General features: G+C 44.4%; 10 protein-coding genes. 3 read left to right on the forward strand and 7 right to left on the reverse strand.

From position 1 onward, the window contains the following. Positions 1–1,437 (forward strand): chromosomal replication initiator protein DnaA, encoded by a 1,437-nt coding sequence (gene dnaA, locus P0M28_RS00005; protein WP_302207274.1) that lies wholly within the window; start codon positions 1–3, stop codon positions 1,435–1,437. A 1-nt stretch (position 1,438) separates the two neighbouring features. Here dnaA and P0M28_RS00010 read toward each other — a convergent pair whose 3' ends face one another. The 6 genes from P0M28_RS00010 to P0M28_RS00035 all read right to left on the reverse strand — a co-directional run bounded on the left by P0M28_RS00010 (position 1,439) and on the right by P0M28_RS00035 (position 10,390). Further along, positions 1,439–2,683 carry a metallophosphoesterase gene (locus P0M28_RS00010; RefSeq protein WP_367281889.1) on the reverse strand — a complete coding sequence of 415 codons (1,245 nt, stop codon included), beginning with the start codon at positions 2,681–2,683 and terminating at the stop codon, positions 1,439–1,441. 69 nt (positions 2,684–2,752) lie between these two features. Then, on the reverse strand, positions 2,753–6,175 hold the full coding sequence (locus tag P0M28_RS00015) for an efflux RND transporter permease subunit (RefSeq protein WP_302207276.1): 3,423 nt from the start codon (positions 6,173–6,175) through the stop codon (positions 2,753–2,755). Positions 6,176–6,181: 6 nt separating this feature from the next. After that, a complete protein-coding gene (locus tag P0M28_RS00020) occupies positions 6,182–7,357 on the reverse strand; it encodes an efflux RND transporter periplasmic adaptor subunit (RefSeq protein WP_302207277.1) in 1,176 nt (391 codons plus the stop codon). A gap of 22 nt (positions 7,358–7,379) precedes the next feature. Continuing rightward, positions 7,380–8,795, reverse strand: a complete 1,416-nt coding sequence (locus tag P0M28_RS00025) for a TolC family protein (RefSeq protein ID WP_302207278.1) — start codon at positions 8,793–8,795, stop codon at positions 7,380–7,382. Then, entirely contained in the window at positions 8,779–9,405 is a 627-nt protein-coding gene (locus P0M28_RS00030; RefSeq protein WP_302207279.1) for a TetR/AcrR family transcriptional regulator, read from the reverse strand. Before P0M28_RS00030 ends, P0M28_RS00025 begins: the two co-directional genes overlap by 17 nt. Before the next feature lie 223 nt (positions 9,406–9,628). Then, positions 9,629–10,390, reverse strand: coding sequence for a porin family protein (locus tag P0M28_RS00035; RefSeq protein WP_302207280.1), 762 nt, complete (start codon positions 10,388–10,390; stop codon positions 9,629–9,631). 398 nt (positions 10,391–10,788) lie between these two features. Here P0M28_RS00035 and P0M28_RS00040 point away from each other — a divergent pair, with 398 nt between their 5' ends. After that, positions 10,789–20,028, forward strand: a complete 9,240-nt coding sequence (locus P0M28_RS00040) for a T9SS type B sorting domain-containing protein (RefSeq protein ID WP_302207281.1) — start codon at positions 10,789–10,791, stop codon at positions 20,026–20,028. A gap of 77 nt (positions 20,029–20,105) precedes the next feature. Further along, positions 20,106–21,047, forward strand: a complete 942-nt coding sequence (locus tag P0M28_RS00045) for a PorP/SprF family type IX secretion system membrane protein (RefSeq protein ID WP_302207282.1) — start codon at positions 20,106–20,108, stop codon at positions 21,045–21,047. 26 nt (positions 21,048–21,073) lie between these two features. Here the strand turns inward: P0M28_RS00045 and P0M28_RS00050 are convergent, their stop codons facing one another. Then, positions 21,074–22,366: an adenylosuccinate synthase gene (locus P0M28_RS00050; RefSeq protein ID WP_302207283.1), complete on the reverse strand. Its 1,293-nt coding sequence runs from the start codon at positions 22,364–22,366 to the stop codon at positions 21,074–21,076. Between the last annotated feature and the right edge of the window lie 85 nt (positions 22,367–22,451).

The following is a 22,451-nucleotide window of genomic DNA, read 5'->3' on the forward strand; positions in this document are numbered from 1 at the left end:
ATGCAAGAAGATCAGGTGACTGTATGGAACAACTGTCTCAAAACTATCCGCGAGCACGTGGGTGAGCAAGCCTTTAATACGTGGTTTGCCCCTATTAAACCGCTTCGGTTGGCCGATAAGACACTTACCATCCAGGTACCTAGTCAATTCTTTTATGAGTGGTTAGAAGAGCATTTCGTATATGTACTCCGTAAAGCAATTGATGCTGAGATTGGTTTAGACGGACAGTTAGAATATTCAGTAGTTGTAGATAACGGTGATCAAAAGAATAAGCCGGTTGCTATTAAACTCCCTACTGCTCCCAAAGCAGAAACTAAAAGAAACAATTCGCGCTACCAAACTCCCTCTACTGATTATAAAGGTCCATTCTCATTCCCCGAGATGGAAAACCTAAAAGTAGAAACAAACTTAAATGATAAGTATAGTTTTGATTCATACATTGAAGGAGACTGTAATCGGTTAGCCCGATCGGCTGGCTTTGCGGTAGCCCAAAGTCCGGGAAGCACCTCTTTTAACCCACTTATGATTTACGGGGGTGTTGGTCTGGGAAAGACGCATCTTGTGCAAGCAATTGGCAACGAGATTAAACGCAAGCAAGGTCATCAGTTTGTGGTCTACGTCTCTTCTGAGAAATTTACCAGCCAGTTTATTGAGGCACTAAAAAACAATAACGTTCAGAAGTTCACTAACTTCTACCTTCAGGTTGATGCACTAATTCTGGATGACGTACAGTTTCTGGCCGGCAAGGAGAAAACGCAAGAGATATTCTTTCATATTTTCAATCATCTTCAGCAGTCGGGCAAACAGATTATTATGACCAGCGATTGCCCTCCCCGAGACTTGCACGGTTTAACCGAACGCTTACTCTCGCGCTTTAAGTGGGGACTGACCGCCGATTTGCAAACCCCTGACTTCGAGACTAGAATTGCCATTATTGAACGTAAATTGCAAGCGGAAGGAGTGAGCCTCCCCTACGAAGTGGTAGAGTACCTCGCCTACAACGTAGATACCAATATTCGCGAACTAGAAGGAATCTTGATCTCACTGATGGCTCACGCTTCTTTAGATAAGCAAGAAATTTCGTTAGCACTGGCGAAAGATATTCTGCGAAACATTATTCAGAACAGCGTTCCGGAAGTAGACATTGACCTGATTATTAAAACTGTATCTCGGCACTACAACGTTACCCTTCCTGACCTAAAGTCTAAGACCAGAAAAAAGGAGGTGGTAGTTCCTCGTCAGATTGCGATGTACTTCTCCAAGGAATACACCCAGCACTCGCTGAAAGCTATCGGCTATCATTTTGGTGGGCGTGATCATGCCACGGTTATTCATGCGTGCCGAGCCGTGCAAGAACATATCAAAAGCAATGCTGATTTCTCGCTGGAGATAAAAAGTCTTCAGAAGCAGCTACAGGGGAAAAGCCCTCGCCGTTAAATTACGCCCGAACTAATTCCAGCATCGTTATCTCCGGGCGAATCCCTAACCTCCCAGGATAACCAATATAGCCGAACCCTCGGTTCACGTAAAGATGCTGGTTACCCTCCTGATAAAGACCTGCCCACTGCTTATAGCGATACTGCACAAAGCTCCAGCGTAAGCTCCCCCACTCTATCCCCACCTGTCCACCGTGGGTATGTCCTGAAAGCGTTAGTTCAATATCTTCGTGTTGAGACCGCACTTGAGCGTCCCAGTGGCTGGGGTCGTGTGATAATAAAATACGAGTATCAGTATCTTCCGCACCTTGGTACGCTTCGTTAAGGTGCCCGTACTGAGCAAACCCACCCGTGCCCCAATTCTCTACTCCGATAATTGCCAGACGGTTATTATCAATGGTTAGAATTTCATTTTCATCTAGTAAGAGTTTCCAGTTCATTAACTGATGCGCTTGTTTCAGATTTTCCAGATTTGCCCGTTTCACCTGGGGAGACGACCAAGAAGTATAGTCACCGTAATCGTGATTTCCTAGAATAGAATAAATACCTAACGGTGCTTTAAGCTTACTGAAAACCGGAATATAATCTTCTACTTCCGTTGCTTTGTTGTTCACTAAGTCGCCAGTAAAAAAAATCAGATCAGGCTTTTCAGCTAGTAGCATTTCAATGCCGTGCATCACCGCTTTTTTATTAAAAAAGCTGCCTGAGTGAATATCCGAAAGCTGAGCAATCTGCATACCCACTAAACCTTTGGGTAAGTTAGCAATGGGCACCTTCACCCGATGAATTCGGTAATCGTGGGCACCTGAGGCAATGCCGTAGCTCAAACCAATAGCCGGAACCACCGTAGCAACTACCGAGGCTTTCACCAAAAATTCGGAACGGCTAATGCCGGTTGCACTTTCATTGCTAGCCTCGCTTACATTAGGGGAAAACTGAGTGTACGCCCACTGGCCCAGACGAACCACATCATCAATCACCAGCACCAGACTTCCGAAAAACTTGGCAGCGTAGTTCACAAATATCCAGGCTAAAAGAAAAGTGCGTTGATTTTCAGTTATTACACCTTTCCCGCCCAAGTTGTAGAAGAGAAACCCACCTAAGGCAGATAAGCTGATGGCCCAGTACACCGCGTAAATTGTGCGCCGGGGGTAGGTTGCCAGATCATCTATGAGCACCCGAAATGCCTGAAAAGCATAGTAATCTAGTAAGAGAAAAAGTACAGCGAATATGAGAAATGAAAACATTCGTGGCATGTGGTTAAATCAAAAAACCCAACGTATACTGTTGGGTTTTAAGACGATTACTAATACGCTTTATTTTGCGACAGCTACCGGTTTTTTACTGGATGTCCGCATTTTGATTTTATCAACTAGCAGGTACATGACCGGCACTACCACCAAAGTAAGGAAGGTAGCGAAGATCAAACCGAAAATTACCGTCCAAGCCATCGGCCCCCAAAAGTCGGCATTAAAGCCTCCGTAGTAAATCTGGGGATCAAAATCAGAGAGCATCGTAGCAAAGTTGATGTTGAGCCCTATTGCCAGAGGAATAAGCCCTAAAACCGTGGTAATGGCAGTAAGCAACACCGGGCGCAGACGCGTTTGCCCTCCCTCAATAATACTGGTAACAATTTTTTCGTAGGGAAGTAGTTCGTCTTCTTTTAAGCTAAGTTCAGCGCGATGCCGCTCCCGAATTAGGTTGGTGTAATCAATAAGCACAATCGCATTGTTTACTACTACTCCCGCTAGGGAAATAATACCAATCCCGGTCATGATTATTACAAAGTTCATATTAAATACCACCAGCCCTAAAAATACACCGATAGTACTTAGCAGCACCGACATCATGATAATGAACGGAGTAGCAATGGAATTGAACTGAGCCACAATAATCAAGAAGATCACCATCACAGCAATGAACAAAGCTTGCAGAAGAAATTGACCAGATTCCTCTTGCTCCTGTTGCTCTCCGGTAAATTTCACTTCATAGCCTTCGGGAATGTCTAAGTCGTCTACGAGTTCTTTCAGATCGTTTACAATTTCAGTGGCATTGTAGCCTTCCAGCACATTAGATGATAGTGTAATTACCCGATCCAAGTCTTTCCGCTTTACCGAACCGTAAGTAGAAGAATAGTTTAAGTCTGCTACTGATGAAATCGGAATCTGACGCAGGTTTCCAAATTTATCGCGGAAGGTAATCTTCTGATTAATTAATGCGTCAATATCGTAACGATATTCGTCTTTTAATCGGAGCTGAATGGGGTAATCATCTTCTCCATCCTTAAATTTAGATACCTCAGAGCCAAACAGCGCCGTTCGCATTTCAGTCGCGATAGTGGCGGTAGACAAACCAAAGCGCCGGGCTTTATCCCGATCGATATTCACGATTACTTCGGGCTTTCCAGTTTCTAGATCCGATTTAAGTTCTTCAATTCCCTGAATACTGGAATTCTCAATTTCAGCTAGTAAACGCTCAGTGAAAGAGATTAATCCACCGTAGTCTTCTGATGATACTTCAATGCTAATGGGCTTACCAACTGGCGGTCCAGTGGGTGGTGCAGACACTGTGACTAATACTCCTGGATAGCCACTCACCGCTTCCCGCACTTCTTCCATTACGTCGGTGGTAGAAATTTCACCGCGCAATTCGTAGTCAATAAAAGATACATTCACTCGAGCCTTATTCGGAGTTTCGCCCGGACTTGCTCCTTCAGCCGGATCATTCGTGTTTTCACCTACCTGAGAAATTACGGCCTCTACAATATGATCGTAGGGCTGTAAGGTCTCAAAAATATTTGCTTCCATTCGTTTGGCAATGGTATTGGTCGCTTCAATATCAGTACCCACTGGAAGTTCTACAAACACATTGAAGTAATCAGGGTCACTGCTTGGGAAGAACTCCACTTTCGGCTGCTTGACCCCTACCAACATAATGGAAAAGATAAGCAGACCTACGGTGCCAAAGAAAACAAAGTAAGGCGTTTTGCCATTTAGCGCCCAGCGTACCGTGCGGGTGTAAGTTCGCTCCAGACTAACTAGAAACGAATCTTGAAACCACTGGATAGCCGGAGTAAGTACATAAAGGTTAAATGGGATAAGCAGTGCTCCAATAGTTAGCAGATTAGCAATAGTAAAGCTTCGGAAAATGTAGAATAGAATGGCGACCAAGATCATACTGCCGGCAATTATCACTAACCGTCGTTTCTTCTGAGCAGTTGTAGTACTTTCCACTTTCATAAACATAGAAGTGAGCACCGGATTTATGACTAGCGCGACAAACAACGATGATGATAGGACGATAATTAGCGTGATAGGCAAGTACCGCATAAACTCGCCGATGAGTCCTGACCAAAATGCTAGCGGAAGAAAAGCGGCCAAGGTAGTTGCCGTAGAGGTAATGATCGGCCAAGCCACCTCACCTACTCCTTCTTTAGCGGCCTGCACCGAAGAATATCCTTCTTGCATTAATCGGTAGATATTCTCCACTACCACAATTCCATTATCTACGAGCATTCCTAATGCTAATATCAGGGCAAACAGCACCATGAGATTAATTGAAATACCAAAGAAGCTAAGTAACATGAACGATAAGAACATGGAAAGAGGAATGGCAATTCCTACGAACAAGGCATTCCTTAGATTGAGAAAAAACATCAGCACCAGAATTACTAATATCACTCCCATGATAATACTATTCTCCAGATTGCTCAACTGAAGCCGGGTATATTTGGATTGATCGTTGGTAATAATGATTTGCAGATCGGCTGGAAACCGATTTGCCTGAGCATCTTCTAAAATCACCTTGATTTGATCTGAAGCGGATAGCACGTTTTCACCTTTTCGTTTTACTACCGAGAGCGTGACCACCGGATCGCCATAGTTACGCGAGTAGCTGGAAGCCTCTTCGTACGTATCGCTCACTTCGGCCACGTCGCGGAGATATACTATTCTATTCTCTTCATTTTTTATGATGACATCTTCGAGCTGATCTACCTCCGTAAACTCTCCGATTACCCGCAGCGAACGGCGAAAATCATCGGCTTTAATATTTCCACCGGATATTGTCACGTTCTCCGCAGCTACTGCGTTCTCGATGTCGGAAAAGGTGACTTCCCGCGCATCCATCTTGTAGAGATCCGCATCAATTCGAATTTCCCGCTCTAGCGTACCACTAATACTGGCCTCCTGCACCTCCGACAGAGCTTCAATTTCATCTTGAAGATATTCGGCGTAATTCTTCAGTTCATCGATGCTATAGTCACCCGAGATGTTGATGAACATAAACGGTAAATCTTGCAGGTTAACCTCAAATACGTTGGGGTCTTGATCTAAATCAGTAGGAAGTTCGCTCTGCGCTTGGTCTACTGCATCTTTCACATCCTGTAGGGCCTTCGATATATCAACATCAGGATTAAACTCAACGATAACAGTAGAAAAGTCCTGAATAGAAGTTGAGTTAATCTGATCTACTCCGGTTACTCCTTTAATTTCTTTTTCAATGGGACGGGTAATCAGATTCTCAATATCTACCGGAGAGTTGCCCGGATAAGGTGTGCCTACGTAAATGGTGGGAATCACCACCTCCGGGAAGTTCTCCTTCGGCATAGAGAAGTACGAAGTAACTCCCAGCACAACAATAATGAAAGTAAGAATCAGGACGCTGGTACGATTATTAACGGCGCCGGAACTTATGCCAAAGTTGCGAACAACGCGCTTAGAATTTTCTTGACTTGTCATGTGGTATTATTTGTTAAGCGAGAGATTTGACGCCTCTTCGGTCGCTATACTGATTCGTACTCCCTCCGCCACCTCACGAAACCCTTTGTCAATTAGCGTTTCATTACCTTGCAGGCCTTCGGAGATTACCGTTTCATTGTTATAGGTTTGTCCCCGATCAATATGTTGCTTACCGGCTACTTTTCCCTCGCCTTCTTCAGCGTTTTTCGCCACAAACAGAAAGTCACCTTTGGCATCTTCCAAAATAAGTTTGGTGGGCACCACTATAGCATCTGGCTTTTGGTAATCCATAATCCGCAGTACCGATAGCAAATTAGGACGTAGCAAATCCATATCGTTAGGCAGTTTCACTTCAATTTTAAACGTTCGATTATTTTGATTAATCACCTTACCTACTGAGCTAATGGTACTTTGAAGGGATTTGTCTAAGGACGGAAAATCAACATCCACACTATCTCCGCGCTGAAATTCACCCAGAAATGCCTCCGAAATATCGGCTTCAATAAACATATCGGTCAGGCTTACCAACCGCAAAACCGGCACTCCGGGTTGAGCAATCTCTCCTTCTCTAACGTATATTTCGTCGACAGTACCCGAAAAAGGAGCACGAATAATGTAGTTGTTCAACTGTGCTTGAAGAGAGGCAACGCGACGCTCCAACGATTTCACTCCATTTTCAGCCTCCAGGTACTGAAGCTCCGTACCAATATTTTGATCCCACAAGTTCTTTTGCCGATCATACCGGGTTTTGGCTAGCTCCAGTGATGTTTGTAATTCCTGAATATTCCGGCGGATGGTCTCGCCATTCTGACTCACCAACACCTGTCCCTGCCGAACGGATTCGCCTTCGGATACCGATAACGTGGTGACCATAGCGGGTGCTTCGGCACTGATAGTAATATTTTTTCGGGAAGTCACCGAGCCTCGCACTTCAATATAGTGCTCAAATGTTTTTTTAACCACTGGGAGGGTAGTAACCAAGGTGGTTTTTTGCGTTTGTTGCGCGAATGAAGGATCAGCTTCCGCGATCTCATTCTCCAATGTAGCGATCTGATCTTCCAGCGATTTTAACTCCTGCTGGTACGTTTTCAATTGCTGCTTTTTTTCGGCAAGCTCACTGTTGTCGCTTCCACAAGCCAGGAGTAGGCTTATCGCAATCAAGCTTACTAGTACTGTTTTCATAAGTATATTATAAGGGCGGTAATTATGGTTGAACTAAAATTCCTAAGGCTTTCTGTAAGTCTACTTTAGCAATTAACGCATCGTAGAGAGCGGTAAAGTAGTTGGTTTCCGATGCTTGAAGCGCATTATCAGCCTCAATTACTTCGAGGTTAGAACCTACGCCTTCTTGATATTTGATGTTAGTAATTCGGAAAACTTCTTGAGCCAGAGCCAGATTTTCTTGTTGCACCTGCAGTGCCTCTACTCCATTCTGCAAAGCTACCCGAGCTTGAGCAATTTCCAGGTCAATTTGGTTGCGTAAAAAGCGTGATCGTAGCTCAACCTGTTGAGCCTGCACCTTATTTTTCTGAATTGTATGGTGCTTTCGTCGTCCAGCAAATATGGGAATATCCATCGTAATTCCCCAAAAACCGTACTCAAACCATAGCTCCTCAAAGTTGGTGATTTCACTGAAGTCATTTACTCCGGTATTGTAGCCAAAAGCAGCGTTTGCCGTGAGTTTAGGCAGGTACTGAAATCGATTGTTTTTCATGTCTAGTTGCACGAGTTCCTGATTAATTAGCACCTGAGCGTACTCAGGACGCCGCTCATACTTGAACTCTGACTCAGCCGCTATTTCAGGGTCAAAATCAATATCAGCAATATCATCTGCAAGCGTTATTGGCTGCTCAACGGGTACGCCCATCTGAAATTTTAGCAGATAGTAGCTCAATTCTGTTAAGCGATCAATATTGCTTCTTTCAGTTTTAGCGTTGTTAAACTGAACCGAAAGCCGGTCCACATCTATCTTTTCTACAAACCCATTCTCAAACATCAATTTTGTCTCCCGAAGTAGTGTATCTAATCGATTATAGTTACTGGCTATCAGCTCCTGCCGCTCACGGTTGACTAAAACCGAGTAATAGGCTTTAGTAACTTGTTCAGCTACCTGCGATTTGTTCTCCTCAAAACTCTTCTGAGCCAACTCTGTGTAAGTGCGAGCGGCCTGCAAGCCTACGAAATAGGAACCATCAAACAGCATTTGGGAAAGTGTAACTCCTGCCGTACTGGAATGCTCTACTCCGAACGCAGCCGGAACAATACCTGGTTCAGGAATCTGGCTTCCGTCCGGAAGCAATTGCTCTTGTAACAAAACCTGATAAACTGTAGGTGAAATGAAGTCCGGAAAAAACTGTCGCTGTATTGCAAAGTTATTATTATAGTTAATAGAACCATTGAGCTGAGGTAATCCCTGAGCCTTTGTAATACCCACATCGGCTTGAGAAATTTTGTTTTCCAGATCAGCAATTTTAATAGTTTCGCTGTTCTGAAATGCATAGCTCAGACAATCGTCTAATGTTAACGATTGAGTAATATCAACTTCGTTGGTTTGGGAGTACCCGTTGTAACTGGTAACCAGCCACAATAAGACCCCAAGAATACTAATTTTTGGTAGCATGAGTGGTGAGAGTTTTAGCGTATTTTTCAAAAAGTTCAACTCCTTCGGTGGTCAGTAAGCCATAGCAGAAGTTGTAAAAGATTTGGAGGTGGACTTCAGTCCAATCAAATTCATGTTTAGGAAATATTTCATTATTAAAGGCGAGATTTACCTGCTCAATACGTAGTTTCGCTAGTATTTCGGGTTTTATATCGGCACGGAAATGCCCCTCTTCCATACCTTTACGAATAGAGCTTTCTATAGTCTGTAAAAACACCGAACCTTTGAAGTCTTGGTAAATTTTCCAGGCCCCACGGTGGTATTTTTGAATATCGAATAAAATAGATGGATTGACTTCTACAATATGTTGCCGGATGTACCTGGTGAATAAGTACAATTCATGAATGGCGTTCTCTGATCGCTCTTGAACCTCCGCCAGTAACTTCTTTTCTCGTTCCAATATCCGAAGCGTAGCCAATTCAACTACTTCATCCTTATCCGCAAAGTACTGATAAATTGTTTTCTTAGAAATGCCTAGCTGTTTGGCGATATCATCCATGGTGACACTACGAACGCCGTACTTTAAAAAAAGCTGCTCAGCGGCGTTCGCTATCTGTTCTTTACTTTCCAATACTTTTACTTATGAACGAAGGAAACTTTTAAAATTTCGTCAGTTTCCTATTGCCAACGACGGAGAGTAGATTAGGTTGGGCTTTTTGAGAAAATTTTCTCAAAAATTTTGGGTGCTTGGGGCTAAGCAGCGGATAGAAACAGTTGAAAACCTCAACCGAGCAACCCAAGCAGGAAATATCGGCCTCAGTTTCTGATTTCTACCCTAAAGTAGAGGATATAATCTATTTTTTCTTCTTATCGGTGCTTTTGCCCTTATGACTCATCTCGAATAAGTCAAAAGAAAAAAGGTAAGCACAAGAAAGTGAAAAGCCATGAAAGGTATGATCCAAAGTCATGTCATAAAATACGAAAGGTGTATAAGTGGAGTTAGATTTTGCCATATTGGTATGTCCCCACTCAAACCGTGCATCTACTTTTAAAGAATTTCGCTGAACCGGAATTGTGGTTCCCAGCCCAACTTGTAGTCCTAATTGCCATCGATTGGGGTCAGAAACTAAGAAGCGATCGTTCTCTGGTATCCCATCGTACGCGATGGTATAACGCTGTCCACCTTCTAAATCACCTTCTACCAATTCAGGCACTAAGGCCTCCCCTCGCCCCGAAATCCAGTAGTTAATGGACGGGCCAACCATAAAGTTTAATTTGTAGTATCCTACCGGATATGAATATTGAAATAATACCGGAGCTTTTATAAAGTTGAGTGACTCTCTAAAATAAGAGAACCCATCATTGCCATTGATAGTCTTTCGCTGATACTGGTACAGTACCTCAGTAGAGAGACTAAAAGAATTATTAGCAATAAAAATGGCCGAAATACCACCACCGCCCCCCGGAGCCCACTGACCTTGGTTATTTTGCGCAATCACTGGATTGTCAAAAACCGGACGGGTAAGCAAGGCTGATACCACGGGGCCGACCTTGATTTGCTGAGCGTGAACCGTCAGAGAAATAAATAAGAATAGTACAATTAACAAATATCTCATTTTGCCTTCGTATCTAAACAAAGATATAGATTCTTTACCTAGATTATGCATTCTTGCTCGTGCGGATCACTACTGGGGAGTCATTTTTTAAGTGTCTTAGTTCGTAAAAATCTACAAAAAATGACTATTCACTAGTATTTAGTCTATTCTAAGTACAGAAAATATGATCTGTACTTGAGTGAAGAAGCAGGCTAAATAGCTTACTAGCACGCCTATTCGCATTTAATCTATCTATTTACCCCAGTAAAGCAGTCATTTTTCTACAAAATTCTAACATTTCTCACATTGTCTTATTACAATCATTTTATGTATTTATTCAAGATTTAATTATACCGTACTTTACAATATTCCAAAGAAGACATAAATATTGATACGTTTTCTTTTGCAAAGTAGGGATTATGAAATATTGGTATATCGTACTCGTAACTTTCTCATTACTTACTGTAAATCAGCAGCTGAACGCTCAAACAATTAACCCTAATTGTTTTGATCCTGGTCATCCTGAATATAGATCTACCCGTTGCGTAGTTCAGCGGTTTGAAGGTGATGATGGTAATGGTAACCTCTTCAACTGCGACGATGATGTTGATAACGACGGTAATGGATTAACCGATTGTGAAGAGCCTAGTTGTAATTGTACTCCACCTCCTCAGCCTGATACTGAAACTGACTGTGGCGATGGAATTGATAACGATGGTGATGGTGATATTGATTGCCAGGATCGATTGGATTGTGGTGGTTCAGTTCTTTGCGAAAATGACTGTGGCGACGGAATTGATAACGACGGCGACGGCTTTTTTGACTACTATGACGGTGACTGCCTAGCTGATCCCGATAATCCCAATAACTTTATTGTTATTCAACCCGATTGCGAAGCTGTACCTACCGGTAATGCATTTAGCATTCAAGTAGCCGATTCGTCGGCTAACCGAACTAGTGCCGCGCTGGGTATGCCTATGGTGGCCGACGTAGATAACGATGGCACTCCCGAAGTAATTACAGCTAATAGCGAAACTGGAAGGATACATGTACTGGATGGCTCTGATCTGACAAGTATTGAAGCCCAGGCAAATTTTGGTTCAAATGTTCGGGCGTACCCAGTTGTAGCCGATGTTGATGGCGATGACTTGGGTGAGATATTTATTGTAGGCAATAATAATTCTGTCCGCGCCTATCACCATGACCTTACTCCTTACTGGAACCAAGCCTCATCGGGATTCCCGAGTGGGCGAGTTATTAATGTGGCGGACTTTAACCTGGATGGAACCCCTGAATTATATCAAGTTAACGAAATACGGGATGCTACTACCGGTGCCGTGCTAATTGCCGGTAGTCATGGATCAACCACGTATCCATCGGCCAATAATTGGCAAAATGACTTAAACTCGGCTTCGGTTGCCGTCGATATACTTCCTGATGCTGCTTGTGCCGATTGTAGCGGATTAGAGCTAGTAGTAGGACATATTATCTATTCAGTCGATATTGACAATAATCAACTTACTGAGGAACTGAATATGGATGATGCTACCACCCTTCCGGCAGATTATCGGGCTGGGGGATATCACCCTAAAAATGCTAACTTTACTAATCAAACGTGGAGCACTACTAGCACAGTAGACTTTAACCAAGACGGTCATCTGGATATACTGATGGGGGGAACGACTGGCAATCAGAACGGTCCAACTTCAGTCTTTTTCTGGGATATACAGAATAGTGAAGTCAGCATGTTTATTGTTGCTCGCCCGGGCAATACAATCGCAGCTAACCGAGGAAATTTTCGGGACTTGAACGGCGGTGGCTGCGGAAATTCTAACGAGCTATGTACTTGGCGAAGAGGAGTAGGAACACTAAATATTGCGGATATTGATGCCGATGGCCAGCTAGAAGTCACCTTTATGTCCGGTTCCAGCCTGTACGCACTGAACAGTGACTTTAGTTTGCAATGGGAAAACCACGATGAGTTTTGGGAGTCATCATCCGGCTTTACGGGTACTACTGTATTCGACTTCGATGGCGACGGTGCTTCTGAGGTAATTTACCGTGATGAAATCAATCTCTACATTGTGGATGGTGTCTCGGGGCGAATCGTAAGTGGGTTCTTAGACGGCTCATTCTGTAGCTCACAAACCCAAGGTGAGTACCCCATTGTAGCCGACGTAGACGGCGACGGGGAAACTGAGATTATTGTCTCTTGTGGACAGGAGAGAAATGAATATGGAGAAGATCCGGTGACCTCCGGTACTCGTACAAACGGTCATATCAAAGTGTATAAAGCGGCTGATAATAATTACTGGGTACCGGCTCGCCAAGTGTGGAACCAGTTCTCGTACTTCAACGTCAACATTAATGATGACTTGAGCGTACCGAGGTTTGCCCAACCACATCATTTAAGCTTTTCTCAGCTATGTAATGATCCAACCGCTGCCACTGCTTTTCCACTCAATAAGTTTCTAAACCAATCTCCTCGCATTAGCTATTGTGGCGATTTGGTATTTCCGGCGGCTAAACTAGACTTTGCGCCCGACAGCACTCGTATTTTCCCTCCTGAATGCCCTAACCAAGAATTTAGGGTTCGTTTGTTCTTTGAAAATAATGGTGATGAAGAAGTATCTTCTCCCATTCCCATTTCCTTTTATAGCGAAAACCCCGAACAAGCCTACGCTGATACCGATCAAGACCCACATTTTTCGGTAATTGAGATTGACCCACCCGCAGGTGGTTTACTGCCAGGAAGTTTTATTGATACCACCCTGACGGTGACTGGCCCTCGAGGGGATTATACGCTGTATGCTTCCCTGAACGATATTGGTCCTTATGATGAACTAGGCAATAAAATTGCCAATTCGGCATTTTACCCGCTAGATGAAATCACTGGCCCTATCCGGGAATGCGATAATACGCCTACTATTGTTTCAATTGACGTTACTCCCACACCCTTTAGCGTGCAGGTTCAAAAGATTCAAGATAACCGTAACTGCCCCGGTGCCATCACTACTGAAAATAATGGTGAGGCCCAAGTACGCGCAGCAGATGGTTCGGCCTTACCCGAGTCTGAGTATAATTTTACTTGGACCAATATTGCTGATGGTACTGTTGTCGGTACATCTTCGTTCGTAAACCAACTCGATTCGGGTACGTACGAGGTAATGATTGAATTTGATAATGGTGTGTACACTTGTCAAGGTGTACCCGACACCGTACGTATTGAGCGCTTGGAGGATTGGCCTACGGCTGATTCGGTAACTATTGAAGAAGTGCAAGCGGTATCAAGCTGTGCCCCTGGTATAGCCGACGGCCATTTACGAGCGTTGCTCAACGGAAGCCCCCCTGACCTTACCAACTACAGCATATACTGGACGGATGAGCAAGAAGGTGATACTTTAGCAATAGGTGCTGAAGCAACCAATTTGGTGCCTTTACTTTACAAAATTGTTGTAAACAACCTACTTACCGGGTGCTCGGAAACGGTTACCTATGATTTAACGCTGGATATTCCCCAGATTGATAGCTTGACCGCCACGGCTAATACCAATTGTACCAACCCCAATGGGACAATTGCAGTGGAAGTAGTAGGTGACGAAGCTGATTATGACTATATGCTCATTCAGCTAAGCCCCGCCCAAGATACTACTTTCAGTACCGTTCCTTCGTTCAGCAACCTCAGCGAAGGTATCTACGAAGTACGCGCCTACAATCCTAGTAACGATTGTGGTTTATACACCCAAGGCGAGGAAGTGACTGTTGAAAACACGTCTACCATTAACAATATTCCGTTGGTGGTAGAGCGAGAGCAAACGGCTTGCCGGGCTCCGTTCAACGGACAGTTACGCGCCAATGTTCCTGACCCTGCCCAATACAGTTGGGTATGGTACCGGGGTACCGATACTTCTAGCCCTTCGGCAGTGGTAGTGGGTAATAACCATATCACGCCAGATACCTTGAGTACCAATCTTACCATTAGGTATACCGTGGTTGTTACGGATACCGTAACTGGTTGTACTTTCACTACTTCTATTGATCTACCGAATAACCCTACTCCGCCTGTAGTGTCTAATGTTAATGTTTTGCAAAATCAGACCACTTGTAATCCAAACGGGCAAGCGCAAGTTACCGCTTCTGGCGGAGGGGCTACCCCCGGCTATCGCTACACTATCCGACGGGGAAGTGTAGATATTGCTACCAATACTTCGGGACTGTTTACCGGATTAGAAGCGGGGCCGTATACTGCGGTAGTGGAAGATACTACTACCAACTGTGTATCGCCAGCCTCTAGTATTTTCAGCATAAATGCCAATATCGTTCCTTTTGGAAATGTAGCATTCTCCCCTACCCCGCAGACTAATTGTAATGCTACTAATCCTGATGGTGCATTGAGCGTAACGGTTGACGGTACTACGACGGGATACACTTTCCGCTGGTTTGTAGGAGTAGACACATCTTCCGCCTACAGCCCTCAGCCAAATTCTAACCAGTTGACCGGAATTGCTGCGGATGACTATGCAGTACGCATCTATAACCAGACCACAGGCTGTGATACTGTAGTGTATACTACTTTGGCAGATAATTCAATAGATTATCAGGAAACGATTACAGCGACAAAACTAAGTGATCAGATTTTTTGTAATGGCACATTTAGTGGCAGTATTGAGGCTGGTTTACAAGCTTCAACCTCAGGCGGAACACCTGATACTGCTAACTATACGTATTACTGGTACCAAGGCACAAAAAATGATGTTCGAAATGCAAGTGCTACACTCATCACCGGACAGAATAATTCCGTAATTACCGGATTAGACGTAGGTTGGTACTCGGTGCGAGCCGTTCGTAATGATGGCTTTGGGTGTGCCGCTCTGGATACAGCCGAGGTATTTATTCGTGATGAACGAGACTTCCCAATTTCTAATATCAACGTGACTATTATCGAACAGACCTCCTGTGATTCTAATGATCAAAACGGTGGATTACGTGGTGATGTAAGCGGCAATACTACTGGCTACACCTTCCGATGGTATCAGTTAGATAATGGCGTAGATATTCCAGTGACCACTAACAACCCCGGTGCGGTAGCCAGCGGAGCTAGCCTGGATAATATTGGGGTTGGCACCTACATTTTAGAGGTAGAAAACGACTTAACAGGTTGTACTGGACGAGCCCAAGTATACTTAGGAGATAATATTATTAGTGGTGATGAAATACGGTTGAATTTGGCTTCTACTGATGCTACTAATTGTACTCCACCAAACGGAGTAGCCCAGGTCACTTCGATTGATCTTTCGGAGGATGATGGAGCTACATTTACCGACACTGGTAATTTGGCCGACTTCACGTACCAGTGGTACCGGGGCGATGATACCACCGATCCGATTTTATTAGGTGAAAACGCATCGGCTCAGTCGGCTCAACTAGTAAATGTTGAACCGGGTGAGTATACCGTAGTTGCTACTAATATTAATTCTACTTGTGTATCCACTGCGTACACTGTGGAGGTAAGTAGCAACTTAATTAATAATTTAACCTTTGACTTCAGCGTTGTACAGCAGCAAAGTGACTGTATCAATCCTGACGGTGGATTAGAAGTAATTAATGTAGCGGGCGGTTCTGGTAACTATTCGTACCAGTGGCACCAAGGGGCTACGCTTGATTTTCCAATCACTGGTGCTAATACGACCTTATTAAATAATATTCGTTCCAACCAGTATACAATTCTAATAACTGATAATAACACAGGCTGTACTAAAGATAGTACCTTTACGCTTCCTTCCAGTGTTACACCTATTCCACCTCCAACACTTACAATCACTGATGTAGATACTTGTGTTCCTGGAAATACAGGGCAAGTAGTTGGTCAGGTTGACCCAACTATTTTGTCGGGTATTCCTAGGTACTCGGGATATAGTCAGGATGACTTCTTCTACTACTGGTTCGAGGGGCGAGTGGAAGACGGAGCGGTTCAATACAATGACCCATTGGGAGATTTAAATGACCCCACCAATTATCAAACCTTCGGGCCTGCCCCAACGTTGGGTGGTGGTAATAATAACCGAAGAACCCTTAGTGGGCTGGAACCGGGCTGGTACACGGTAGTAATTGTTGATGCCCGAAACTATATTCTCTCGGGTGGCACCGACCCTTTTGAGTGTCAGTCTGACCCACGTTCATTTGAGGTAAAGGCTATTGCTCAGTCGCCGCTAGTAACTGAGAACCTAAACGCAGCCGACTCGCTTTGTGTTGGTAATAGTGGACGTACCATTCTAGAAGTAACTAAGCGAGCTACTGATGTTACTGCTTATGGTAATTACCAATTAACCTCTGCCCAGAAAGATGGAAGCACATACACTTTTAATACTGGCGATGTGACCGAGAATCATACTGATCCAGTATCTACTTTCACTATTATTAATTTAGAGTCGGGAACTTATGACTTTGAATTCCGAGATCCAACCACACAATGCGATACGGTAGTGACCGTAAATATTGCTGATAACAGAGTACCGCCTGTGCTTGCGCCAGATAATATCCAGGTAAATAGTGATCAGACTCAGTGTAACCCTGCCAATGGCGAAGTAGAAGTTATCGCTTCGGCAACAACTGGGGTTACCAACTTGGCTGATTATGACTTTTACTGGCACGATCAAATTGCCACTACCTCGGCTGATATTATTGACCCATTAGTCTATGTTGGTGACAATGCTGTGCTCTCTAACTTAGATAGCGGCACCTACTATGTCTATGCAGTAGATCGGGTTACCGGATGTATCTCTAGCTACCAAAGTATTGACGTTGACTTCAATGTAACAGAAACCCAGGTAGAAATTACGGCTACTTCTCCAGTAGTGGATTGTACACCGGGAGCTACCGATGGAAGTATTTCGGTAGTAGCTAGGGATATTGATAACAGTGGAACGGTAACAACCCCATTGGCTACCTATTCATTTACTTGGACTATGAGTGATGGCTCTCCGCTACCGGGATCAGCTATTGTCAGTCCGCCAACAGCTAACCCAAATACCCTATCGAATGTACCCGTAGGTATCTACCGAGTAGCAGTAAGAAATCAAGACGTAGATTGCGAAACAGTGTATGCTTACGATACTATCCGCTTTGAGCCAGTTTTTCCAGAGTTCACTGCCGCTAGTGTAAGCAAGCAGAACGTTACTACTTGTACCCCAGGTGATGGTATGATTACCATTACGGAAATTAGAGAAGGGGGAACCACCATCCAAAGTACCGATGCTAATTTTAGCAATTACGATTTTACTTGGTACCGAGGTAACACCAGTACCGTAATTTCAGGGGAAACTAGCAACGTATTAAGCAATCTCACAGTAGATACTTACTTCGTGACGGTTACCAATACTAGCACCGGATTCTGTGGCTCACCCGATACCCTACAAGTGGTACTGGTAGATTCTATCGTTCAACCTCTGATCTACGAATTAAATGTGGAGGATTTTATCGATTGTACTGGAGCGTTTGAAGGAGTAGTCAGCGTTAGAGGAGAGGAAGCCGACGGAACAACTCCGGCTGGTGGCTATACCTTTAGCTGGAGCTATAATGGCAACCCTACTTTACCGAGTTCGCATATGTTAGACACTTCAGTACCTAATACTGAGACACTAAGTAACCTACCGCCCGGACAGTATGAAGTAACCATACTAAACCCGCTCACTGGCTGTGATGTAACAGATACCTTCCAGGTTCGCACTCAGGTGATTAGACCTATTCTAACGGCTACTAAAACCTCCGATCAGTTCAATTGTGATCCAGCCGGAGGGGCGGCCGAAGTGGTAAACGTTACGCTTAACGGAAACGTAGAGGCTTCGGGTGATTATCAGTATGTTTGGTATACCAATGATCCTACTGATCCGGCAAATGAATTCGGGACTGCCGATGGATATGGCTTGGCAACTGATTCACTATCAGCCAATGCCCTTCCAGCCGGAACGTATTTTGTAAGAGCTGTAAGCCGACTTCCCGGAGGATGTGCGTCGTTACCTGTGCAGATTACTATTGCCGACTCTACCCAAGATGTAGTAGTAGTGCTTGATAATATTGCTGACCCCATTGTGGCTTGTGAGCCTTCCGATGACCCCGAAGGGTTTATTGAAGTAGAAGTACGCAATAGTACGGATGTTATTACGCGCTGGTACGAAGGGGCAGTAATTACTAATCCGGCTGATAGCTTGATCGGACTCAGCAATCTGCTCGAGGTAGAGAATTTGGTTCCGGGCACCTATACTGTCTGGGTACAAGACATGCTTACTGGGTGTGAAACCACCCGCACGTACACTATTGAGGGAGTTGCCATACCACTAATTTTGAGTGCTTCTTCCTCGCCGTTTACTAGTTGCGTGGCTCCTAATGGTCAGGTAGCTGCCAATGTAAATGGAGGTAGTGGTAACTACGTATACCGCTGGCTCGATAGCAGCGGGAACGCCGTCTCATCGTCTGATGATCAAAACTTAGTAGAAGGTCTGGAAAATGGTACCTATACCGTGCAAGTAAGCGATCGGGATGAGCCAGATTGCGAAGTGGTAACAACCACCGTTACGGTAGATGATTTGCGCGGCAACGTTATGACGGTAGAGGTGAGCAATGACTTTAACATGACCAACTGCGATGAAGGGAATCCGAATGGGCAGCTATCAGCCACTGTAGCGGGCAATCCTTCTCGCTACGATTTCTTCTGGTACGAAGGCGAGGATATTTCTAATCGCCCAATCGCTCAAGGACCTACTGCGGCTGAACTAGTGCCGAACACCTACTCAGTGGTAGCTAGAGATAAAATTACCGGTTGCTTGAGTGATCCGGTCACGGGGATGGTCATTGCCGAAAATACTGATTTCCGCTTACCCATTCCGAGTACGGAAGTACTTTCGGCGGTTACTCACTGTGTAACTCCCAATGGTTCGGCCATCGCGGTACTGGATAGTACCCAGCTAGATTCTACAGCAGTGTATCAATACACTTGGTACAATGAGGAAGGTGACGAGATATTCCGCAGCACAAACACCAATATCATTACCGGATTGATGGCCGAAGAATACTCAGTTGTAGTAATGAACTTGGTAACCGGTTGCTACTCGGAACCTGCAACGGTAGAAATTCCGGAAGATATTCGGGTTCCTGATTTTGAAATTGTCACCACCCCGTCTACCTGCTTTGAGGCTAGTGGTTCTATCACCGTTCGCTTTAACGAAGAGGTAAGAGTGGCTGACATTGAGTGGCTCACCCCCAATGGCTTCGTCAACGGATTCTTCCTTACCGATCAGCCACCGGGAGTGTACGAGGCTACTATTATTGACGATAAGGGCTGTAGGTTTACCCAAACCGGAGAAATTGAAAGCACTATTTATACCTTCAATGGTATCTCCCCGAATGGTGATGGCAACAATGATCGCTTCATTATTAGCTGTATTGAGAATTTTGAGGGCAATATTGTGCGGATTTACAACCGGGCAGGCACGCTGGTCTACGAAAATGAAAACTACGATAATGAGACGTCTTACTTTGAGGGGTACGGTAATAAAGGATTGTACATTGCGGGAGATAAACTGCCCGACGGTACTTACTTCTACATTATTGATAAGCAGAACGGAGACGAACCTAGCTCAGGCTATCTAGAACTGATTCGGTAATAGCCATTTCGCAACCTAGCCACTGGAATGCTTGCACCACTATGGTGCAGTATTCCGTACTGCATATATTTTATATTATGAAGAGATTACGTTATAGAATTAAAATATTATTATTCACTATTGGATGGATTGGTCTGTTACTAGGTCTTGTATCTAATGAAGGATACGCCCAGCAGCGACCAATCTTCTCTCAGTATATGTTCAACGGCTTGGTGCTCAATCCGGCCTACGCTGGTAACCAGCAGCAATGGGAAGTAAGCTTAGTTCATCGAGACCAGTGGGTAAACGTAGAAGGCGCACCTAAAACGCAGAGCTTAGTAACCCACACCGCTTTGGAAAATCGCCCAATGGGGGTAGGTCTAATAGTATCTCGCGACCAGATTGGTATTCACGATGACTATAGCATATACGGAAGCTACGCTTATAAAATTAAGCTCTTGGTCGGTACGCTTTCGCTAGGACTACAGGGCGGGTTTAATTACACGCAGTCCAATTTTGAAAAGTTAAGGAGAGCGAGTCCCTTTGACCCTGTACTTTCGGGAACACAGACTCGGTTTAGCCCTAATTTTGGTACGGGTGCCTTTTACAGTAATAGTAGAACCTACGCCGGAATTTCCGTGCCTTACTTACTGAATAATGATGTATATAATGCCGCCGATGTGCTTAGCGAAGCGAGGGAACGGCGGTACTACTTCCTTACAGGTGGACATGTTTTCACGCTCAGTCCATCAATTAAGCTCATGCCATCTACGCTTATTCGCTACCAAGAGGGACAGCCCGTTAACATGGATTTGAATGCTAATGCTTTCTTTCAAGATGTTATCAATCTGGGCGTATCGTACCGTAGTGGAGATTCTATGATCGGTCTGCTGGAAATTATACTGAACCGAAACTTTAGCTTCGGTTACACCTACGATCATACCATTTCCAGAATTAGTACCTTCACCGATGGAACGCACGAATTTATGCTAAGCTACCGACTAAATATTGGTAACAGTAAGTGTCACAGCTATTTCTAGCCGAGCTGCTTCCAGCCGAGCTGCTTCTAGCGGGTAGCTAGCAGGCTATCTTCTTTCAACAGGGTTTGCCTTCGCTTAGGCCCTAAAGAAACAAGGTTGATGGGCACCTTTACAAAATCTTCAATAAATTCGATGTAGTGGTGAAAAGAAGCGGGTAGATCGGCTATGTTGCTGGCGTTGTTTAGATCAAAACTCCAGCCCTTCATGGTTTGGTAAATTGGCTTAACTTCTTCTTCCCTCAAATCATACGGAATATAATCAATCTCACTTCCATCGGATAGTTGGTAGTGGGTACACACTTTAATTTCATCCATACCATTCAACACGTCGGCCTTCATCATGAAGAGCTGAGTCACTCCGTTTAGCTTCACTGCGTAGTTCAGCGCGGGCAAATCCAACCAGCCACACCGCCGGGGTCGACCGGTAGTTGCCCCGAATTCGCAGCCTTTTTTTCGCAGTTCTTCCCCGAGTGAGTCATGTAGCTCAGTGGGAAATGGGCCAGAGCCTACCCGAGTACAATAAGCCTTAAATATACCGAATACCTCGCCAATATGACGAGGAGCAATACCTAACCCAGTACAAGCCCCGGCTGCCGTGGTGGTAGAGCTAGTTACAAAGGGATAACTTCCAAAATCGATATCGAGCAAGGCTCCCTGCGCCCCTTCCGCCAGAATAGGAATTTGTTGATCTAGCTGGTCGTGTAGGTATATCTCACTATCGATTAAGTTCAGGGTCTTGAGAAAATCTGCCGCTTTCCAGAAGGCTTGTTCCAGTGGCTCCAAATCGTAAGAATAATTGTAGGAAGCCAGTTTCTTTTTATGTTCATCTACCCGAGAGCGATAAAATTCTGCAAAGTCATTCCGCAGAACGTCCCCTACACGCATTCCCAATCGACCAATTTTATCTTGGTAGGTAGGGCCAATACCTTTCAGCGTTGATCCAATTTTTTTATCACCTTTAGCTTGTTCATAAGCCGCATCAAGCAGCCGATGCGTAGGCAAAATCAGTTGGGCTTTTTTAGAAACATAGAGATTTTGGGTAGGGTCAACTCCCTTGTTCTGTAAGTCTACAATTTCCTTTTGCAAAATTACCGGATCAAGCACTACTCCGTTGCCAATCACGTTTTTGGCTTCAGGGCGAAAAACTCCCGATGGAATTTGGTGAAGTACATGTTTAGTTTGATCGAACTCTAGGGTGTGCCCCGCATTAGGCCCACCTTGGAAGCGGGCAATCACATTGTATTTGGGGGCTAGATAATCTACTATTTTCCCTTTTCCTTCATCTCCCCACTGGAGTCCTAGCAGCACATCGACGCTCATATTGTATTAGTTGACAGTTGAAAATGTAAAATTGATAGCGGTTTCTAAGAGTTTAAGAAGAAGTGCTTTTCGAAGACCCGGTAGC

Source organism: Tunicatimonas pelagia, from assembly GCF_030506325.1.
GTDB classification, from domain to species: Bacteria; Bacteroidota; Bacteroidia; order Cytophagales; family Cyclobacteriaceae; genus Tunicatimonas; species Tunicatimonas pelagia.

What these genes read in the sequence shown, in the direction of transcription:
- P0M28_RS00040 (WP_302207281.1), top strand. Translation starts at nt 10,789, where the DNA reads ATGAAATATTGGTATATCGTACTCGTAACTTTCTCATTACTTACTGTA.
- P0M28_RS00010 (WP_367281889.1), bottom strand. Translation starts at nt 2,683, where the DNA reads ATGTTTTCATTTCTCATATTCGCTGTACTTTTTCTCTTACTAGATTAC.
- P0M28_RS00050 (WP_302207283.1), bottom strand. Translation starts at nt 22,366, where the DNA reads ATGAGCGTCGATGTGCTGCTAGGACTCCAGTGGGGAGATGAAGGAAAA.
- P0M28_RS00045 (WP_302207282.1), top strand. Translation starts at nt 20,106, where the DNA reads ATGAAGAGATTACGTTATAGAATTAAAATATTATTATTCACTATTGGA.
- P0M28_RS00015 (WP_302207276.1), bottom strand. Translation starts at nt 6,175, where the DNA reads ATGACAAGTCAAGAAAATTCTAAGCGCGTTGTTCGCAACTTTGGCATA.
- P0M28_RS00035 (WP_302207280.1), bottom strand. Translation starts at nt 10,390, where the DNA reads ATGAGATATTTGTTAATTGTACTATTCTTATTTATTTCTCTGACGGTT.
- dnaA (WP_302207274.1), top strand. Translation starts at nt 1, where the DNA reads ATGCAAGAAGATCAGGTGACTGTATGGAACAACTGTCTCAAAACTATC.
- P0M28_RS00020 (WP_302207277.1), bottom strand. Translation starts at nt 7,357, where the DNA reads ATGAAAACAGTACTAGTAAGCTTGATTGCGATAAGCCTACTCCTGGCT.
- P0M28_RS00025 (WP_302207278.1), bottom strand. Translation starts at nt 8,795, where the DNA reads ATGCTACCAAAAATTAGTATTCTTGGGGTCTTATTGTGGCTGGTTACC.